Genomic DNA, 16,203 nt, shown 5'->3' with positions numbered 1-16,203 from the left:
AGAATGAAAGCTCAATGGTAGTCAAAAAAACAATTCTTGGCACAAATAATGATGATCTGACTGTTCAGTCGGTCAGTAGAACATTGATAGCTAGTCAAGAAGCCATCGATACATTTTGCGACACCTGTTGGCTAGAGGATGGGCTCTCTAAAAACAGCCTTTCGGCGTATCGGCGTGATCTGCTTTTGTTCGCACGCTGGTTGGATCTTGAATCTCAAAAAGGTATTTACGATGTGGATGCTGCTGATGTCATGGCGTATATGGCTTATCGAAGAGCTGATAAAGCCACAACGGCTAATCGTCGTTTAACGGTATTGAAACGGTTTTATCGATTAGGTATCCGAAAACATTTCATTAAAAATGACCCTTGCTTAAATTTAAGAGCTGCCAAGCAGGCACCAAGGTTTCCCAAGACTTTGAGTGAGTCTCAGGTAGAGGATTTATTGGCTGCACCCGATATTGAGACACCCTTGGGTTTGAGAGATCGCACGATGCTCGAGTTGATGTATGCCAGTGGTTTGCGTGTTTCAGAAATCGTCAACCTCAAAACCATTGAAGTGGGCTTGAATGAGGGCGTTGTTCGCATTGTGAGTGGCAAGGGCGGCAAAGAACGTTTGGTGCCTTTTGGTGGTGAGGCGGCCGATTGGATCCAAAAGTACCTTGATGAAGCGCGCCCTCGGTTACTGGATATCAAAGGTAAGCCCAAAAGCAGTCAGGCTTTATTTTTAGCGAGACATACTGGAGAAGGTATGACGCGCCAAGCTTTTTGGCACATCATTAAACGATATGCCACTTTGGCCAATATTCTGGTGCCCTTATCTCCCCATACTTTGCGACATGCATTTGCAACACACCTCTTAAATCATGGTGCGGATTTAAGAGTGGTTCAATTATTATTAGGACATGCAGACATATCCACCACTCAAATTTATACCCATGTGGCACGCGAGCGTTTAAAAAATATTCATCAACAACATCACCCTAGAGCTTAACTATGACTCAGTCAGTTTTTTACTTTTTATTAATTTTGGCTTCTTACTTCATTGGATCGATTTCCTTTGCGGTGGTGGTGAGTAAGGCGATGCGCTTGCCGGATCCCCATTCCTATGGATCGGGTAATCCTGGTGCTACCAATGTGTTGCGAACAGGTAATAAGTTGGCCGCCGTTCTAACCCTAGTTGGCGATGCTTTAAAAGGTTATCTGGCGATATTTCTAGCTAGGGCGCTGATTGGTGTGGATGTGGATTCTTGGGTCTTACCGACTGTTGCTGTAGCAGCATTTTTAGGTCATTTATTTCCAGTATTCCATAGATTTAAAGGTGGTAAAGGCGTGGCAACTGCATTGGGTATCTTATTGGGTATCAGTGCTTGGTTGGGCTTAGCCGCTTTATCTACGTGGCTCATTGTGGCTTTCTTTATGCGCTATTCATCATTGGCAGCTTTGATTACTGCTCTATTTGCCCCGGTTTATTTTGTGTTTTTATTTGGTTTTCAGCCGATGGCTTTGGCCATTGCGGCGATGAGTGCTCTTTTGATTTGGCGTCATCAAGGCAATATTCAGAAATTACTGAATGGCACTGAGGGGCGGTTAGGCGCTAAGAAGTAAGCGAGGTAACACTGTTTTCTAAGCGAAGTTCTAAAACTAAAAAGCCGCTAACTGAATTGCTCAGCTAGCGGCTTTTGAATAACTAAAAAAACCTTATTTGATAATCAATACAGGTTGCTTCGCTTGAGATAGAACCTGGGTTGTAATGGAGCCCATTACCAAGCTCATTAATGAGCCATGACCATGAGATCCCATCACGATCATGTCAGATTTAGAAGTCTTAGCTTCTTCAAGAATCGTATCCGCAACAGGACCTATTTTTTGAATCAGTTTGTATGGAATCTTCGCTTTGTCTAATTTTGCAATCGCTGCTTTGACAGCTTTTTTGCCTTGATCTGCGTACCATTCATTGATCGTTTTTTTAGGGATATATTGAGTAACTTCTGGTGGAATGACATCAGCTTCTACGTGAAGTAGAACTAAGCCAGAACCCTTGGCTGAAAACATATCAGCATTTTTAATAAGGTAGTCAACCGCTTTTACGCTGTGCTTTGAACCATCAATTGATGCTAAAACCTTCATGTTATCTCCCTAATTTTTTAATCTTACTTTTATATATTAAGCCATATTTAATACTGACTTAGATTTTTGGCTTATTTGTTGCTGAGCTTGGCATGAGTTAATGGCTTTCAAGCTAATTGGCATTTGCTTGTTTTTACAACTAAAGTTATTGAACTACTTTAGTTATTTAAATTTTTTTGAGTGAGTTGCTAAGCGTTGTAAAGCGCTCTTGCCCCTCTTGGGTGAGTTTGATAAATTTTGATCGATTGTCTGGGATCGTCTCAAACATTAGCAAGTTTTTAGAAGTTAACTTTTTGAGTGCGGCATGCACGGTTGCTGGTGATGCAATATCTGACATGGCAAGGAGATCAGATACGCAAATTTGTTGTTTTTTTTCTTCCGCAAAAAGGATCGCGTTGAGGATTTTTATTTGAAATAAGTCCAAACCGTAACTTTCGTTAACAGCAGTTTCATGTTTAAGATAAGAGATATAAGCATGAAGCTTTTGATTAATCTCGATAATATTTGCCTATCTCGTTAATTTATGTAAATTAAATATTACAGACTTTATTTGATCCTATTTTATAAATGTTATAAATTAGTTTTAAATACTGTTGAAAACGAAGAAATCAAGGGTTTATGGAAGAAGAATATTACGATAAAGCAACCCGATTACTCGATATTATTTATGATTTGGTGGAGTCTGGCCAAATTGACGGGCCAGAAGCGTTGCCATTCAGTATCGACACCTCAGGAGAGATTTCCTTGCACCATGTCTTGGATGAGGAGTTATCGAAAGACTCTAACCGCGATCTTAAAGGTTGGGTCGAAGTTAATATCAAAGATCTATTCTGATCACCTCCAACAAAATAACTAGATAGTTACCTAGTGACTCAATCATTTAATTTTTGGCAATAAAAAACCACCGAAGCTTACGCTGAGGTGGTCTTGAATTTGCATCTATTGATGCTAGCAGATGGTGGGTCGGGCGAGATTCGAACTCGCGACCAACGGATTAAAAGTCCGCTGCTCTACCGGCTGAGCTACCGACCCATCTTGCGAAAAAAAAGATTATAGCGGACTTTTGGAATAAGAGCTAGATTTGTCGAGATTTGGCTACAGGAGGGTTCTTGGCGAAATAGTTTTTAATGCCTTTTAAGATGCTTGAGGCAATCTGCTCTTGATACTCTTGGTCGTTCAGCCTCGCCTCTTCCTCGGGGTTGCTAATGAACGCGGTCTCTATCAGGATGGATGGAACATCGGGGGCTTTTAGTACTGCGAAGCTCGCTTGTTCAACGTGAGGTTTATGAAGTTTTGCAAAACTTCCGATTTGTTTAAGAACGGCATCACCCAATTTCAGGCTGTCTTTGATTTGAGCTGTGGTCGACATATCAAGCAGTAGTTGAGCAACTTGCCGATCTTGTGACTTGATATTGAGGCCGCCAATCATGTCCGCGCTATTTTCTTTGTTGGCTAACCAGCGTGCTGCGGTACTGGATGCTCCTTGCTGCGATAACGCAAATACGGAGGCACCTCTTGCATTAGGTCTTACAAAGGCATCGGCATGAACAGATACGAATAGGTCAGCTTTGACGCGCCGAGCTTTATTAACCCGCGTATGAAGCGGTACAAAGTAATCGCCATCCCTAGTGAGATAAGAGCGCATATCGGGTTCTTGTTCAATTTGCGCTTTGAGCTTTCTGGAGATCGATAAAACAATATCTTTTTCTCTGGAACCTCTTTTGCCAATGGCACCTGGATCCTCCCCGCCGTGACCCGGATCAATGGCAATCGTTAGGAGCCGACGATGCTGAGACTTATCAGTCGCAGCAGGTGCTTTTGGATGAGGTGTTTGTTTTTCGATTTCTTTATTGGCAAAAGCGGCAATAGGATCTTCCGCGTCAAGCGCAGCAGATTTTTTAGAGCTATTTTTAACGAGCGCCATCAAAGGGTCATTGGCTACTGTTGGATACAAATCAAATACCAAGCGATTTTGATAGTTGCCAACTGGATCAAGGGTAAACAATTGAGGCTGAACACTTTCTTTGAGGTCAAAGACGAGGCGCACAACTTTAGGTTGAAATTGACCAACGCGAACTTGAGCCACATAGGGGTCGTTATTTTTAACTTTAGCAACCAGTTCCCTGAGTGTGTTGGTCAGCTCAATACCCTCTACATCGACAACCAAGCGATTGGGGTTGGTGAGTAACTGATGGCTGACATTAAGGCGTTCATCCGACTCTAAAGTCACGCGCGTGTAGTCTTCAGCGGGCCACATCCGAACGGCTAATAGCTTGGCTCCCCAAGCTAGTTGTGCGGGTCCTAAAAAAACAAGTGCGCTGGTTTGTGCAATTTGCTTGAGTAAGTCTCGACGCTTATGGTTTCTGGGAAGCAACTTCATGAGACTAAATAGTGCCCGACGGGTGTATGCGCGGTTAATTTCAGCGAGCGGTTGTCATCATGATCAGTTTCTAAATGAATCGTGAGATCAAATGGAGGGAGTGTGCCTTCCGCCTTCTCGGGCCATTCGACTAAACAAATTCCGGGATTCGATAAGGTTTCTTTAAATCCAGCGTCAATCCATTCCTCAGGATAGTTCATGCGATACAAGTCGAAGTGATGTATCTGTAAATTTTTACCAGTTGTTTTCAGGATTGTATTTTGTGGAGTGATTACAACCTCGTACGGTTCACACAAAGCATAAGTCGGGCTTTTAACTTTCCCCATATGACCCAAAGACTTTAGCAAGTACCTTGTAAAGGTTGTTTTACCAGCACCTAGATCACCGATAAGTGCAATTCTCAGAGAGTATTCAGATTGTTCGGTCAATAGCTCTTGAATTTTCACGCTTAAATCCGACGCAAATTGTTCTGTATCTGCTTCAGAGTGAAGTACTTGTGATTTTTCTGTCATGGCAACCTACAATCTCATCATGGAAGTAAAAACATCATGAATTCTCGTTCTCAATCTGAATTGGATTGGATCAATCAAATTGATTGGTTGAGAGAAGAAGCTCGTGCGCTTGATTTTGGCGATATTAAAGTTTCTGACACGGATTTGAGTCAGGCTGGGCCAAAATTGCGAGAGTGGTTGGATGCAGGTTGTCACGGTGATATGAATTATATGAGCGAGCACGCTCATTTGCGAGCGGATCCTTCAAAACTTCATCCCGGAACTATTCGAGTATTAACGGTGCGAATGGATTACTTGCCGGATAACGCCCCCATGCGAACGGCTTTAGATTGGCGCCAAAAGGAAATGCAAAAGCTAGAGCAGGGTGAGCAAGCTGTTGTGGCCATGTATGCAAGAGGACGTGATTACCATAAGGTACTTCGCAACCGTCTGCAGACCTTGGCTGATCGTATTGCGTCAAAAATTGGACCTTTTGGCTATCGTGTTTTTGTCGATTCTGGTCCTGTCATGGAAGTGGAACTAGCTCAGAAATCCGGCTTGGGTTGGCGTGGCAAGCACACGCTACTATTAAACCGTGAAGCGGGCTCCATGTTTTTCTTAGGTGAAATTCTTGTTGATGTTCCTTTCCCAGTCGATGCACCTGTCACTAGTCATTGTGGTGAATGCTCCGCTTGTATTGATATCTGTCCCACTCAAGCGATTACAGGACCGTATCAGCTGGATGCAAGACGTTGTATTTCTTATTTAACGATTGAGAGTAAAGGGCCTATTCCTCTTGAGTTGCGCCCTTTGATGGGCAATCGAGTTTATGGCTGCGATGATTGTCAGTTGGCTTGCCCATGGAATAAGTTTGCCCAGTTGAGCCAAGTGCCTGACTTTTTGCCTCGCCATCACTTGGATCATGTTTCTTTATTAGATTTGTGGTCTTGGTCTGAAGAGGACTTTCTAAGTCGACATGAAGGTAGCCCTATCCGACGAATTGGCTATGAAGCCTGGCAAAGGAATCTAGCAGTAGGTATGGGTAATGCTTTGAGATCCGATGCTGTGAGTGAGCAAGACAAACAATTGATTGGTAACGCTTTGCAGAAGCGACGTCAATCATCTACGCCTTTAGTCTTGGAGCATCTTGAGTGGGCGCTGAAGCAAATAAGCAATCAAGTTAATTAAATAATCATGCTGCCAAATGCAATGAGAGCATTTTTCCTAATAAAGCAATAAACTCCGCACATGCATTTGGATAAACAAGTTCTCCTTAAAGGCGCTAAAGATGCTTTTGGCGCACCTGCCGCCGTGTTGTTTGCCGGTATGGTGGGTTTTGGCGCGATGGGGCAAGCCAATAACTTGGATATCTGGTTAACCAGTGCCACCAGTTTTTTTATGTTTGCGCTGCCAGGGCAAGTGGTGTTAATTGAGATGATCGTGCTGGGCTCTTCTGGCGTTGCGATTGCTTTTGCGGTGACCTTAACCGCCACGCGTTTTTTCACTATGTGTTTGACGTTGTTTCCTCAGTTCCCAGAAAAACAACGCAGTTCTTTTTATTACGTATTGGTGCATTTCATGGCGATGACTTCATGGGCCGTTGCTATGAGGGACTTTCCTAAAATTGATCCCGAAAAGAGATTGGCGTATTTCACAGGATTTGCTTTAGTTTGTTGGGGTGTATCGACTCCTGCTACAGCCTTGGGTTATTTAATTGCAGGGCAGGTACCTACTTATTTAAGTTTAGGAATGGTTTTTATCAATCCGCTATTTTTTCTTTTAACTTTTACTGAGGTTAGGCCTAGAGCCAATCGCATCGCAATTCTGTTGGGCGCCGTGATTGGTCCGGTTTCTTATCTTTGGTATCCCGACTACTCTTTGTTAATTGCAGGTTTGGTTGGGGGCACGATTGCTTATAGTTTTGATCGCTACTTGAGAGGAAAGAAACTTGCCAGAAACATCTGATCTCTCAACTATGTTTAACGATGCGGGTATGTGGGCGGCGCTTATTGCTGCTTGCATTGGAACTTACTTATGGCGTGGGTTAGGCGTTTTCTTATCTGGCAAGATTAGCCAAGATAGTGAATTATTTAATTGGCTATCCGCTGTTACATACGCCATGGTGGCTGCACTGACCTTAAGGATTATTCTTTTGCCAGTCGGCCTCTTAGCCACAGTGCCGATGCCTATTCGGATTGGTGTGACTGTTTTGGCTGTTTTGGTGATGATTTCGAAAAAGGAAAAAAGAATGGTGCCTGCTTTACTGACAGGCACCATTGGTTTGGTACTTTATGGTTTATGGATTAACTACATTTAGATTGCTCATTCGAGTAAATCAATCCACTCGCCATGAAAAAGAATTAATCTTTTTTACAGGTTTTAATGCCTAGTAATGGGTAAGCTGGGCAGAAGCGGAAAACGCCTGTTGCCAAAGGGATTAAACCCAACCAACCCCACATGCCAATCACATTTGTAATCGCCAAAATAACTAATAGTGCGCCAACAGCGATTCTTAGGGTGCGGTCAATACCGCCAACATTTGCTTGCATAATGATTCCTTTAAAAAATGAACTTATTTGCCACAGTAGGTGGCGTACAACAATGCCATTACCGAAATGGCAATGGGGCTTGAAAGCTTGTAATAAATTTGTTTACCACTGCGTCTTGTTGAAACAACTTCTTCTTTGCGCAAGATCGCTAACTGTTGCGACAATGTGGGCTGTTGAATTTTCGTCAACTCCTCTAACTCGCCAACGCATTTTTCGCCTTGACTGAGTTGGCACAAAAGCATCAAACGATCTCTATTCGCTAATGTTTTCATCATGCGACATGCGTTGTCTGCATTCTGTCTCATGAGAGACAAATCAATTGCACTGAATTCCAGGTTGCTAGGGATTGCTTGCTCGTCCATCAATAAATGCCTTTAATTAACACATAAATAATATTATATATTTAATTTAAATATATTGTTTTTAATTAGCTTAAAAGCTAACTGTGGCAAAGAATCCATCTAAAACCCTGTTTCTGTAGAATGACGGTATCGAAAGATGTCCAAAAAAACTTATAAATCATTGAGGAGCAGAACATGCCAGGTCAAAAACCTTATTTAAATCAAGCAGACGCGCAAAAAATATTAGCCGCAGCCAATGCTCATGCCGATAAAAATAACTGGGCAGTCAGTATTGCAGTTGTTGATGATGGTGGTCATCTGCTTGGATTTACGCGCCGTGATGGTTGCCCAACTATTTCGACTTATATCGCTCAAGAGAAAGCTAAAGCTTCAGCATTGGGTCGTCGTGAGAGCAAGATTTATGAAGATATCATCAACGGCGGGCGTCAATCTTTCATGAACGCAACACCTGTTCTCAGTGGCACTCTTGAGGGTGGCGTCAATATTGTTGTGGATGGGCACACGATCGGTGCTGTAGGTGTTTCAGGTGTTAAATCAACTGAAGATGCTGAAATTGCTAAAGCAGGTATTGCAGCTCTCTAATGAGCTATTGAAGAAAAGCATGCATCTGTACTCATAGAGAGTCATAATAGAGCCCTGTGAGTACAGAACAAAACATTCCCCCTGTAGAAGAAGATCTAACGTTTGCCAATTTTGGCTTTGCAGAACCTATTCTGCGTGCCATTCTTGAGCAGGGCTATACCAAGCCTACGCCGATTCAAGCGCAAGCTATGCCGCATGTCATGCAAGGTCGTGACGTGATGGGAGCAGCACAAACTGGAACAGGTAAAACCGCTGCATTTGTTTTACCAATTCTCCAGAACATTTTGCCTTTGGCTAGTAGTAGTGCGTCTCCTGCGCGCCATCCGATTCGTGCTTTAGTTTTAACGCCAACTCGTGAGTTAGCTGATCAAGTCGCTGACAACGCCTTCAAATATGCCAAGTACACCGATATCAGAACCGCTGTTGTTTTTGGTGGTGTTGATATGTCAGCGCAAACGGCCTTATTGAGATCGGGTGTGGAATTATTAATAGCTACACCGGGACGCTTGTTAGATCACATCACACAAAAAACAGCTAATTTGTCGCAAGTGCAGTTTTTAATTTTGGATGAAGCCGACCGCATGTTGGATATGGGCTTCTTGCCTGACTTGCAACGCATCATCAGCTTGATTCCTGCGCAAAGACAAACATTGTTATTCTCTGCAACGTTCTCACCAGAGATTAAAAAATTAGCGCAAAGTTATTTGCGTGATCCTGTCACGATTGAAGTGGCACGCCAAAATGCAGCTGCAGACACTGTTCAGCAAATCATTCACATGGTGCCTTCCGAACAAAAGAAGGATGCCGTAATCAAAGTTTTAAACGCGCGTATTCAAAAAGGGTTGTCGCGTCAGGCCATTGTCTTTACGAACAGCCGTATCGGTTGCAGCAAATTAGCCAGCGCATTAGAGCGCGGTGGCATCAAAGCTGGTGCAATCCATGGTGATAAGAGCCAGATCGAGCGGATGCAAATTTTAGAGTCATTCAAGAGTGGCAAGATGGATGTGCTCGTTGCAACGGATGTTGCAGCTAGGGGACTTGATATTGCCGATATGCCTTGTGTGATCAATCACGAGTTGCCATTTAATGCAGAAGATTATGTCCATCGCATTGGTCGTACTGGTCGTGCAGGTGCTCAAGGTGATGCCATTGCCTTGGTAGATCCATCAGAAGAGCGTTTGCTTGCGGATATTGAAAAGCTCATGAATCGCAAGTTGGTTCGTATGCCTGTTCCTGATCCGGCAGGCGGTGCTGGGGCTGACCCTTTCTTTTACATGCCGTACCGTGCTAAAGATCCTCAAGAGGCTTCCAAGGATGTCTCTACTTCAAGCGCCGCTGTTGCAGCCAAGCCTGGTAACCCGTCAATCAAGCCAGCGACCAAGTCTGTTGGTGCTCTTTTGGGCGCCTTCGCTAAGAAGCCTTGATGGCTTATCGCCACTCAGAGCTCTAAGATAGTCTTGTAGTTCGTTACAGCTCTTTCTAGCCATTCAGAGACGCCGTAAGCACCTCCCTCTAAAAGCTCTGGTTCAGTTAAGCCTAAATGCCTCCCGGCGCTTCTGAGGGCTTTTAAAACGTTTTCTGTGCTGTCTGTGTGGATGGCTTGTGCCATCGTTTGTTTACTGAGCTTTTCTTGGTTGTGATCAAGCACCAAGGGTAGATGTAAATACAGCGGAGTTAGATACCCTAACTGTTGCTGCAAATAAATTTGTCGGGGTGTGTTATCTAATAAGTCGGCACCTCTGACAATGTGGGTGATGCCTTGAAGAGCATCATCAACCACCACTGCCAATTGGTAGGTAAAAATACCATCAGCACGTTTTAAAACAAAATCACCCACCGCCTGTCGAAGCGACTCATCTTCAACCAGCAATCGCCAAGCACAGGGCGGTACTATGTCTTTTCGATCGCGACAGGTCCCTGGATAAATTAATTCTTGATGCCGTTGTTTTTTGATGCCTTGAGTATGCCAAGCATCTTCAATTTGTTTCCGAGTGCAGCGGCAAGCAAAAGCCTGATGGGCTTCTATGAGTTGATCAAGCGCAGCTTGATAGTAGGCTGTTCTTTTGGATTGATAGACCACGTCACCATCCCAATGTAAGCCACAGGCTAAAAGCTGTTGTTGGATGATTTGATCCGAACCAGGGATGCACCTTGGTAAATCTAGGTCTTCTATCCGTAAAAGCCACTTTCCACCATGTGCCCTGGCGTGGAGCCAGCTACCTAGGGCGGTCGCGAGCGACCCTGCGTGCAGAGCGCCTGTGGGTGAAGGTGCGAAGCGACCAAGGTAATTGCAAGTCAACATAGCTAAAATGATCTCATGTCTTTAAATACTAACTTTGTCCATCTGCGTCTCCATTCGGAATATTCCATTGTGGATGGGGCTGTACGGATAGATGATGCCATTTCTGCCGCCGTTAAGGATGGAATGGGTGCTTTGGCGCTCACAGATTTGGGTAATGTTTTTGGTTTAGTGAAGTTTTATCAGGCTGCGCGTAAAGAAGGTATTAAGCCTATTGTAGGCAGTGATGTTTGGATTACCAATCCGGATGATCGGGATAAACCTTTTCGTTTGCAATTACTAGTCAAAAATCATCAAGGTTATTTGAACTTGTGTGAATTGCTGACCAAGGCCTCATTAACGAATCAATACAAGGGTCGCGCTGAAGTCGATCCGATTTGGTTCAAAGAGCATGCCAATGGTTTGATAGCTCTATCTGGGGCGCGCTTTGGTGATGTAGGTGTTGCTCTTTTAGCGGATCAGTTATCGGAAGCCGAGGATCGTGCCAAAGTTTGGGCGGCTTATTTCCCTGAATCGTTCTATATTGAAATTCAAAGGGCAGGGCATCCACAAGATGAAACTCATCTCCATGCTGCGGTTCATCTAGCTCATCAATTGAAGTTGCCAGTGGTTGCTACTCACTCGATTCAGTTTATGAAAGCAAGTGACTACAACGCGCACGAAGCCCGAGTTTGTATTGCTGAAGGTGAGATTTTAGCGAACCCTAAGCGGGTGCGTAAATTTACAGCAGAGCAATATTTCAAGACGCAAGCAGAAATGCAGGCTCTTTTTTCAGATATACCTGTAGCGATCACTCATAGTGTTGAAATTGCTAAGCGTTGCAATCTAAGTCTGACACTTGGCAAGCCGCGATTGCCTGATTTCCCAGTGCCCCAGGGCATGACCTTGGATGAATTTTTGTTAGATAAAGCGATGGATGGTTTATCAAAGCATTTATTGCATCTCTATCCTGATGAAGTTGTTCGTGAGGAGCAGCGACCAACCTACGAAGCTCGCTTAAAGTTTGAAGTCAATACGATTGCTCAAATGGGATTCCCGGGTTACTTCTTGATTGTTGCTGACTTTATCAATTGGGCCAAGAACAATGGCGTTCCTGTGGGTCCTGGTCGTGGATCGGGTGCAGGTTCTTTGGTGGCTTATTCGTTAGGCATTACGGATCTTGATCCACTTCGTTACAACTTACTATTTGAGCGCTTCTTAAATCCAGAACGTGTTTCCATGCCCGACTTTGATATCGACTTTTGTCAGCATGGGCGCGACCGAGTGATTGCCTATGTAAAAGATAAGTATGGCAAAGATGCTGTTAGCCAAATTGCCACCTTCGGTACGATGGCAGCTCGTGCTGCGATTCGAGATGTAGGTCGTGTCCTGGAGCAGCCTTATGGATTCGTGGATGGTATCTCCAAACTTATCCCCAATAAACCGGGTCAGCAAGTCACGATTGAGCAGGCGAAGAAAGATGAAAAATTATTGGCTGAGCGCGAATCGCGAGAAGAAGAGGTTAAGCAACTTCTCGGGCTCGCTCAGCAGTTAGAAGGCATGACCCGTAACGTCGGTATGCATGCGGGTGGTGTCTTAATTGCGCCAGGTAAGTTAACTGATTTTTGTCCGCTGTACACCCAAGGTAGTAAAGATGGGAAAGAGGGTAGTGACGCGGGTGTTGTGAGTCAATTTGATAAAGATGACGTGGAAGCAGTTGGTCTCGTTAAGTTCGACTTTTTGGGATTAACCACGCTCACTATTTTGGATTGGGCGGAGCGCTATATTCATCAACTGTACCCAGAGAAGAAGGATTGGCGAGTAGGCCAAGCCCCATTAGATGATCCAATTGCCTTTGATATTTTAAAAACAGCTAATACAGTAGCGGTCTTCCAGTTAGAAAGCCGCGGCATGCAAGGCATGTTGCGTGAAGCTAAACCAGATAGATTTGAGGACATCATTGCCTTGGTGGCTTTGTATCGTCCAGGTCCAATGGATTTGATCCCTTCATTTATTGCTCGTAAGCACGGCAAAGAACAAGTGCATTACCCAGATCCTCGCGTGGAGCCAGTTCTTCAAGAAACCTACGGCATCATGGTGTATCAGGAGCAGGTGATGCAGATGGCGCAGATCATCGGCGGCTACTCTTTAGGTGGCGCAGACTTATTGCGCCGTGCCATGGGTAAGAAAAAGCCAGAAGAAATGGCAGAGCACCGCCAGTTATTTAGAGATGGTTCGGCTAAGAGCGGTATGAAAACCGATAAGGCTGACGAAATCTTTGACTTGATGGAAAAGTTTGCAGGCTACGGTTTTAATAAATCGCACGCGGCTGCTTATGCTTTATTGGCATATCACACTGCTTGGTTAAAGGCACATTATCCTGCTGAATTTATGGCCGCCAACATGTCCTTGGCGATGGATGACACCGACAAGATCAAGATTCTTTATGAAGATGCTATCAACAATAAGATCAAGATCTTGCCACCGGATGTGAACGCCAGTGTCTATCGCTTCATGCCTTTGCGTGAGAACCCACAAGATCAGACTCAGGCTGCCACGATGATTCGTTATGGTTTGGGTGCTATTCGTGGAACGGGTGAGGCGGCGATTGAGCAAATTATTCAAGCCCGCGCAAATGGACCTTTTAAAGACCTATTTGATTTCTGTTTAAGATTGGATCGTCGAGTTGTTAACCGTCGCACGATGGAAGCGTTAATTCGTTCAGGTGCTTTTGATTCACTTTACGATGGCTATGACTCTCGTTCAACACTTCTGGCATCTTTACCTATTGCTATGGAAGCTGCTGATCAAGCTGAAGCTTCGGCTCAGCAGGTGAGCTTATTTGATATGGCAGGTTCTGGTGATGAACACCAACCTGAATTGGTTAAAGAGGCAGTTTGGTTTGAGAAGCGCCGTTTGCAAGAAGAAAAAACAGCTTTAGGTCTCTATTTAACAGGCCACTTGTTCGATGCTTATAAAGATGAAGTCAGTCATTTTGTGAGAACTAGCTTGAATCAGTTGACCGAAGGTAAGGATCGAATGATTTCAGGGATCATGACTTCCACAAGAAGCATGATGGGTCCTCGTGGCAAATTGATGATTGCCACGATTGATGATGGCACATCTCAAATTGAAATGACGATCTATAGTGAAATCTTTGAGCCTAATCGTCATTGGTTAAAAGAAGATGAGCTCATCATTGCTAAAGTTGCTGTGACGCCTGATAAGTTCTCTGGTGGTATGCGTGTGGTTGCTGAATCCATAATGGATGTCACTAGTGCCCGGTTAAAGTTTGCCAGAAGCCTTCATGTGCAATTGCAGCCTGGCATGGATATCCAAGGCTTTAAAGAAAAACTGAGTTCCTACATTGGCAAGCAAAACCAAGGTCTTTTGATGACAGCTGATGTCATTTCAAACGGTTCTGTTTGTTTGGTGCAATTCCCCGACTCTTGGAAGATTTATCCGGATGATGACAGCATCAGAGGCCTTAGTCAGGCTTTAAGCGGTTCAGGTGTGCAAGGTGCGGTTGAAGTGAAATATGCTTGATAGCCATTTCAAATAACATCAAGTTAGTTAAGATTGATTAATTTGATGATATTGCTCTAGATAGTCTTCTGCAACTTGCCCCCAAGTTCTTTGATACGCACGAGCTGCTTTGGTGTGGCTTAGCCAACGATCACTTTCATTAACCCATGTCTCCAGGGAATCATTTAAGGATAAAACACTGCCGTGATCGGTTGATACGTCTGCAGCAGCACCGCAAGCATCTGATACGACTACGGGAACTTTGCAAGACATCGCTTCAGCGATAATCATGCCGTAGGCCTCACTTGATGCTGGGTGAATGAGTAAATCGAATTCTTGATAAAAGCGATCGCTGGGTTGCCATCCTTTAAAAGAGATGTCTCCATCAAAGTTTTTGCAAAGATCTGCCACTTCAGATTTCTCTGGACCTAACACCACTACTTTTAAATTCGGGCGCTGTTGTTTTAGTTGTTCAGCAATTTTCATGAATAGCTGAAAGCCCTTGCGGCGCCATTCTTTTCCAATAAAACCAATCGTTCCACCATCTGATGGCGTTAATCGATCGGGTCGGGTTGGCATCGATACAACGCCAGGTGTGATAGGAGATTGAATGCCTCCTGCCACTTCAGGGTAGTATGTTTGAATGGCTTTTGCGATCACTTTAGAAACTGGAATAATCCTAACGGCTTGATGGTTAAAACCACCTAACTCTTGTTTTTCTAGTTTGAGGTAAGTCCATGCTCTGATCGAAATTAACTTCCACCAGCCCTTATCTTTAATCGTTGCAAAAGGCATCGAGTGAAATGTGGTGATGTCATGTGAAATACTTCTTTCGTGACTGTGGACCACCAAGTGCTCTTTGGATTTTAAAGATTGGACGACTTGATCAACCTGTTTGGCAAAGCGCAAGTAGAGTAGCCACCTTGGCTTTTGTTTTAACTGACCTATTTCGATTACTCGAATATCGGTGTTTGAAGTTATTTGATGTGCTTTTTCGCAGACGATAGTGACCTTACAATTTCTTTTGGATAGTTCCTGGCTGAGATGCCAAACATAGGCTTCCATACCACCTACTGGTCCCCAATTTCTAACGATCTGAATAACTTCTAATGGATTCTGAGTCACAGTTTTATTTTTTTAGTTTTTGCGTTTTGGATTGCCAAGTTGCCAAAGCTTGATGTACTTGTAATAAGACGTTGCGCCATTGGATATGGCTAGAGCAAGACCGTACTGCCCATCTAGAAAACCTTTTCTGACAATATAAGTTCTAAAAAAGGCCCAAAATCCATGCAAGAGGGCTTGGGTAAGAGATCCAGTTTGCCCTTTTTTAAATGCTTGCAGGGCGGCGGCAGTAGAGTAGGTATCCACTTTCTTTAATACCTGCTCAAAGTTTCTGTAGCTGTAATGCAAAAAATGATTTTTTAAATGACCTACTGCACCATTGGGCAATAGTCGTTCATGAACCAAATGATCCGAAAATTTTGCCGTGCCTCTTTTAAAGAGACGATCCACATAGTCTGGGTACCAGCCAGAATATTTCATGAAGCGACCACAATACCAAGAGGATCTAGGGATGGCATAACAGTCTTGGCTAGAGGTGGCCGTGAGGATCTCCAAAATCTCTTTTTTGAGTTCGGGGGTCACTCGTTCATCGGCATCGATCGATAAGACCCAATCTTGGGTGGCTAGATCAAGTGCTCGGTTCTTTTGCGGGCCAAAACCAGGCCAATCAGGCGTTATTTCGACTTTGGCGCCAAAAGATTGTGCGATCGAAATCGTTTGATCAGTACTCTGACTATCAACGATAATGATCTCGTTAGCAAAAGAAACGCTCTCAAGACAGTCCTTGAGATTAGCTTCTTCGTTTTTAGTAATTAAGATAACAGATAAGCCCATGATGGGATGTTA

The 16,203-nt window shown here is 43.9% G+C and carries 18 protein-coding genes and 1 tRNA gene; 9 read left to right on the top strand and 10 right to left on the bottom strand.

Annotated elements, in window-relative coordinates; translation table 11 throughout:
* Positions 1–14 precede the first annotated feature (14 nt).
* Both xerD and plsY read left to right on the top strand, forming a co-directional pair.
* Positions 15–992 (top strand): site-specific tyrosine recombinase XerD, encoded by a 978-nt coding sequence (gene xerD, locus ICN28_RS03520; RefSeq protein ID WP_216286252.1) that lies wholly within the window; start codon positions 15–17, stop codon positions 990–992.
* 2 nt (positions 993–994) lie between these two features.
* The gene (plsY, locus tag ICN28_RS03515) at positions 995–1,606 is read left to right on the top strand and encodes a glycerol-3-phosphate 1-O-acyltransferase PlsY (protein WP_216286250.1); all 612 of its coding nucleotides are present in this window, start codon (positions 995–997) and stop codon (positions 1,604–1,606) included.
* 93 nt (positions 1,607–1,699) lie between these two features.
* On the opposite strand, the gene ICN28_RS03510 is transcribed toward plsY, so the two are convergent.
* A complete protein-coding gene (locus tag ICN28_RS03510) occupies positions 1,700–2,128 on the bottom strand; it encodes a universal stress protein (protein WP_216286248.1) in 429 nt (142 codons plus the stop codon).
* Between the two features lie 166 nt (positions 2,129–2,294).
* Positions 2,295–2,552, bottom strand: a complete 258-nt coding sequence (locus ICN28_RS03505; RefSeq protein ID WP_216286246.1) for a hypothetical protein — start codon at positions 2,550–2,552, stop codon at positions 2,295–2,297.
* A gap of 194 nt (positions 2,553–2,746) precedes the next feature.
* On the opposite strand from ICN28_RS03505, the gene ICN28_RS03500 reads away from it, so the two are divergent.
* Entirely contained in the window at positions 2,747–2,962 is a 216-nt protein-coding gene (locus tag ICN28_RS03500) for a hypothetical protein (protein ID WP_216286245.1), read from the top strand.
* A gap of 122 nt (positions 2,963–3,084) precedes the next feature.
* On the opposite strand, the gene ICN28_RS03495 is transcribed toward ICN28_RS03500, so the two are convergent.
* The 3 genes from ICN28_RS03495 to tsaE form a co-directional block, all read right to left on the bottom strand.
* A tRNA-Lys gene (locus ICN28_RS03495) sits at positions 3,085–3,160 on the bottom strand.
* A gap of 43 nt (positions 3,161–3,203) precedes the next feature.
* Positions 3,204–4,508 carry an N-acetylmuramoyl-L-alanine amidase gene (locus ICN28_RS03490; RefSeq protein WP_216286244.1) on the bottom strand — a complete coding sequence of 435 codons (1,305 nt, stop codon included), beginning with the start codon at positions 4,506–4,508 and terminating at the stop codon, positions 3,204–3,206.
* Positions 4,505–5,020, bottom strand: coding sequence for a tRNA (adenosine(37)-N6)-threonylcarbamoyltransferase complex ATPase subunit type 1 TsaE (tsaE, locus tag ICN28_RS03485; protein WP_216286243.1), 516 nt, complete (start codon positions 5,018–5,020; stop codon positions 4,505–4,507). The genes ICN28_RS03490 and tsaE overlap by 4 nt, the downstream gene beginning before the upstream one ends.
* Before the next feature lie 36 nt (positions 5,021–5,056).
* On the opposite strand from tsaE, the gene queG reads away from it, so the two are divergent.
* Genes queG through ICN28_RS03470 form a run of 3 tightly spaced genes read left to right on the top strand, consistent with a single transcriptional unit; the run spans position 5,057 to position 7,316 of the window.
* Positions 5,057–6,187 carry a tRNA epoxyqueuosine(34) reductase QueG gene (gene queG / locus ICN28_RS03480; protein ID WP_216286242.1) on the top strand — a complete coding sequence of 377 codons (1,131 nt, stop codon included), beginning with the start codon at positions 5,057–5,059 and terminating at the stop codon, positions 6,185–6,187.
* Positions 6,188–6,247: 60 nt separating this feature from the next.
* On the top strand, positions 6,248–6,964 hold the full coding sequence (locus tag ICN28_RS03475; RefSeq protein ID WP_216286241.1) for an AzlC family ABC transporter permease: 717 nt from the start codon (positions 6,248–6,250) through the stop codon (positions 6,962–6,964).
* Positions 6,948–7,316: an AzlD domain-containing protein gene (locus ICN28_RS03470; protein WP_255536101.1), complete on the top strand. Its 369-nt coding sequence runs from the start codon at positions 6,948–6,950 to the stop codon at positions 7,314–7,316. The genes ICN28_RS03475 and ICN28_RS03470 overlap by 17 nt, the downstream gene beginning before the upstream one ends.
* Positions 7,317–7,359: 43 nt before the next feature.
* Here the strand turns inward: ICN28_RS03470 and ICN28_RS03465 are convergent, their stop codons facing one another.
* The gene (locus ICN28_RS03465; protein WP_216286239.1) at positions 7,360–7,548 is read right to left on the bottom strand and encodes a DUF2892 domain-containing protein; all 189 of its coding nucleotides are present in this window, start codon (positions 7,546–7,548) and stop codon (positions 7,360–7,362) included.
* A 23-nt stretch (positions 7,549–7,571) separates the two neighbouring features.
* Complete coding sequence (locus ICN28_RS03460; protein WP_216286236.1) at positions 7,572–7,910, bottom strand: helix-turn-helix transcriptional regulator; 339 nt, start codon at positions 7,908–7,910, stop codon at positions 7,572–7,574.
* Between the two features lie 174 nt (positions 7,911–8,084).
* Between ICN28_RS03460 and ICN28_RS03455 the strand changes: the two genes are divergently transcribed.
* Together ICN28_RS03455 and ICN28_RS03450 are read left to right on the top strand one after the other, a co-directional pair.
* Positions 8,085–8,492, top strand: coding sequence for a heme-binding protein (locus ICN28_RS03455; RefSeq protein WP_216286235.1), 408 nt, complete (start codon positions 8,085–8,087; stop codon positions 8,490–8,492).
* 56 nt (positions 8,493–8,548) lie between these two features.
* On the top strand, positions 8,549–9,916 hold the full coding sequence (locus ICN28_RS03450) for a DEAD/DEAH box helicase (RefSeq protein WP_370626434.1): 1,368 nt from the start codon (positions 8,549–8,551) through the stop codon (positions 9,914–9,916).
* A gap of 14 nt (positions 9,917–9,930) precedes the next feature.
* Here ICN28_RS03450 and gluQRS read toward each other — a convergent pair whose 3' ends face one another.
* Positions 9,931–10,794 (bottom strand): tRNA glutamyl-Q(34) synthetase GluQRS, encoded by an 864-nt coding sequence (gluQRS, locus tag ICN28_RS03445; RefSeq protein ID WP_216286234.1) that lies wholly within the window; start codon positions 10,792–10,794, stop codon positions 9,931–9,933.
* A gap of 15 nt (positions 10,795–10,809) precedes the next feature.
* On the opposite strand from gluQRS, the gene dnaE reads away from it, so the two are divergent.
* Entirely contained in the window at positions 10,810–14,316 is a 3,507-nt protein-coding gene (dnaE, locus tag ICN28_RS03440) for a DNA polymerase III subunit alpha (protein WP_216286233.1), read from the top strand.
* A gap of 27 nt (positions 14,317–14,343) precedes the next feature.
* Here dnaE and ICN28_RS03435 read toward each other — a convergent pair whose 3' ends face one another.
* Both ICN28_RS03435 and ICN28_RS03430 read right to left on the bottom strand, forming a co-directional pair.
* Positions 14,344–15,420, bottom strand: coding sequence for a glycosyltransferase family 4 protein (locus ICN28_RS03435; protein WP_216286231.1), 1,077 nt, complete (start codon positions 15,418–15,420; stop codon positions 14,344–14,346).
* Between the two features lie 12 nt (positions 15,421–15,432).
* On the bottom strand, positions 15,433–16,191 hold the full coding sequence (locus tag ICN28_RS03430; RefSeq protein WP_216286229.1) for a glycosyltransferase family 2 protein: 759 nt from the start codon (positions 16,189–16,191) through the stop codon (positions 15,433–15,435).
* Positions 16,192–16,203 lie beyond the last annotated feature (12 nt).

The sequence above is a fragment of the Polynucleobacter sp. 30F-ANTBAC genome, assembly GCF_018882385.1.
GTDB lineage: Bacteria > Pseudomonadota > Gammaproteobacteria > Burkholderiales > Burkholderiaceae > Polynucleobacter.
This window is presented reverse-complemented; position numbering and strand designations above follow the sequence as displayed.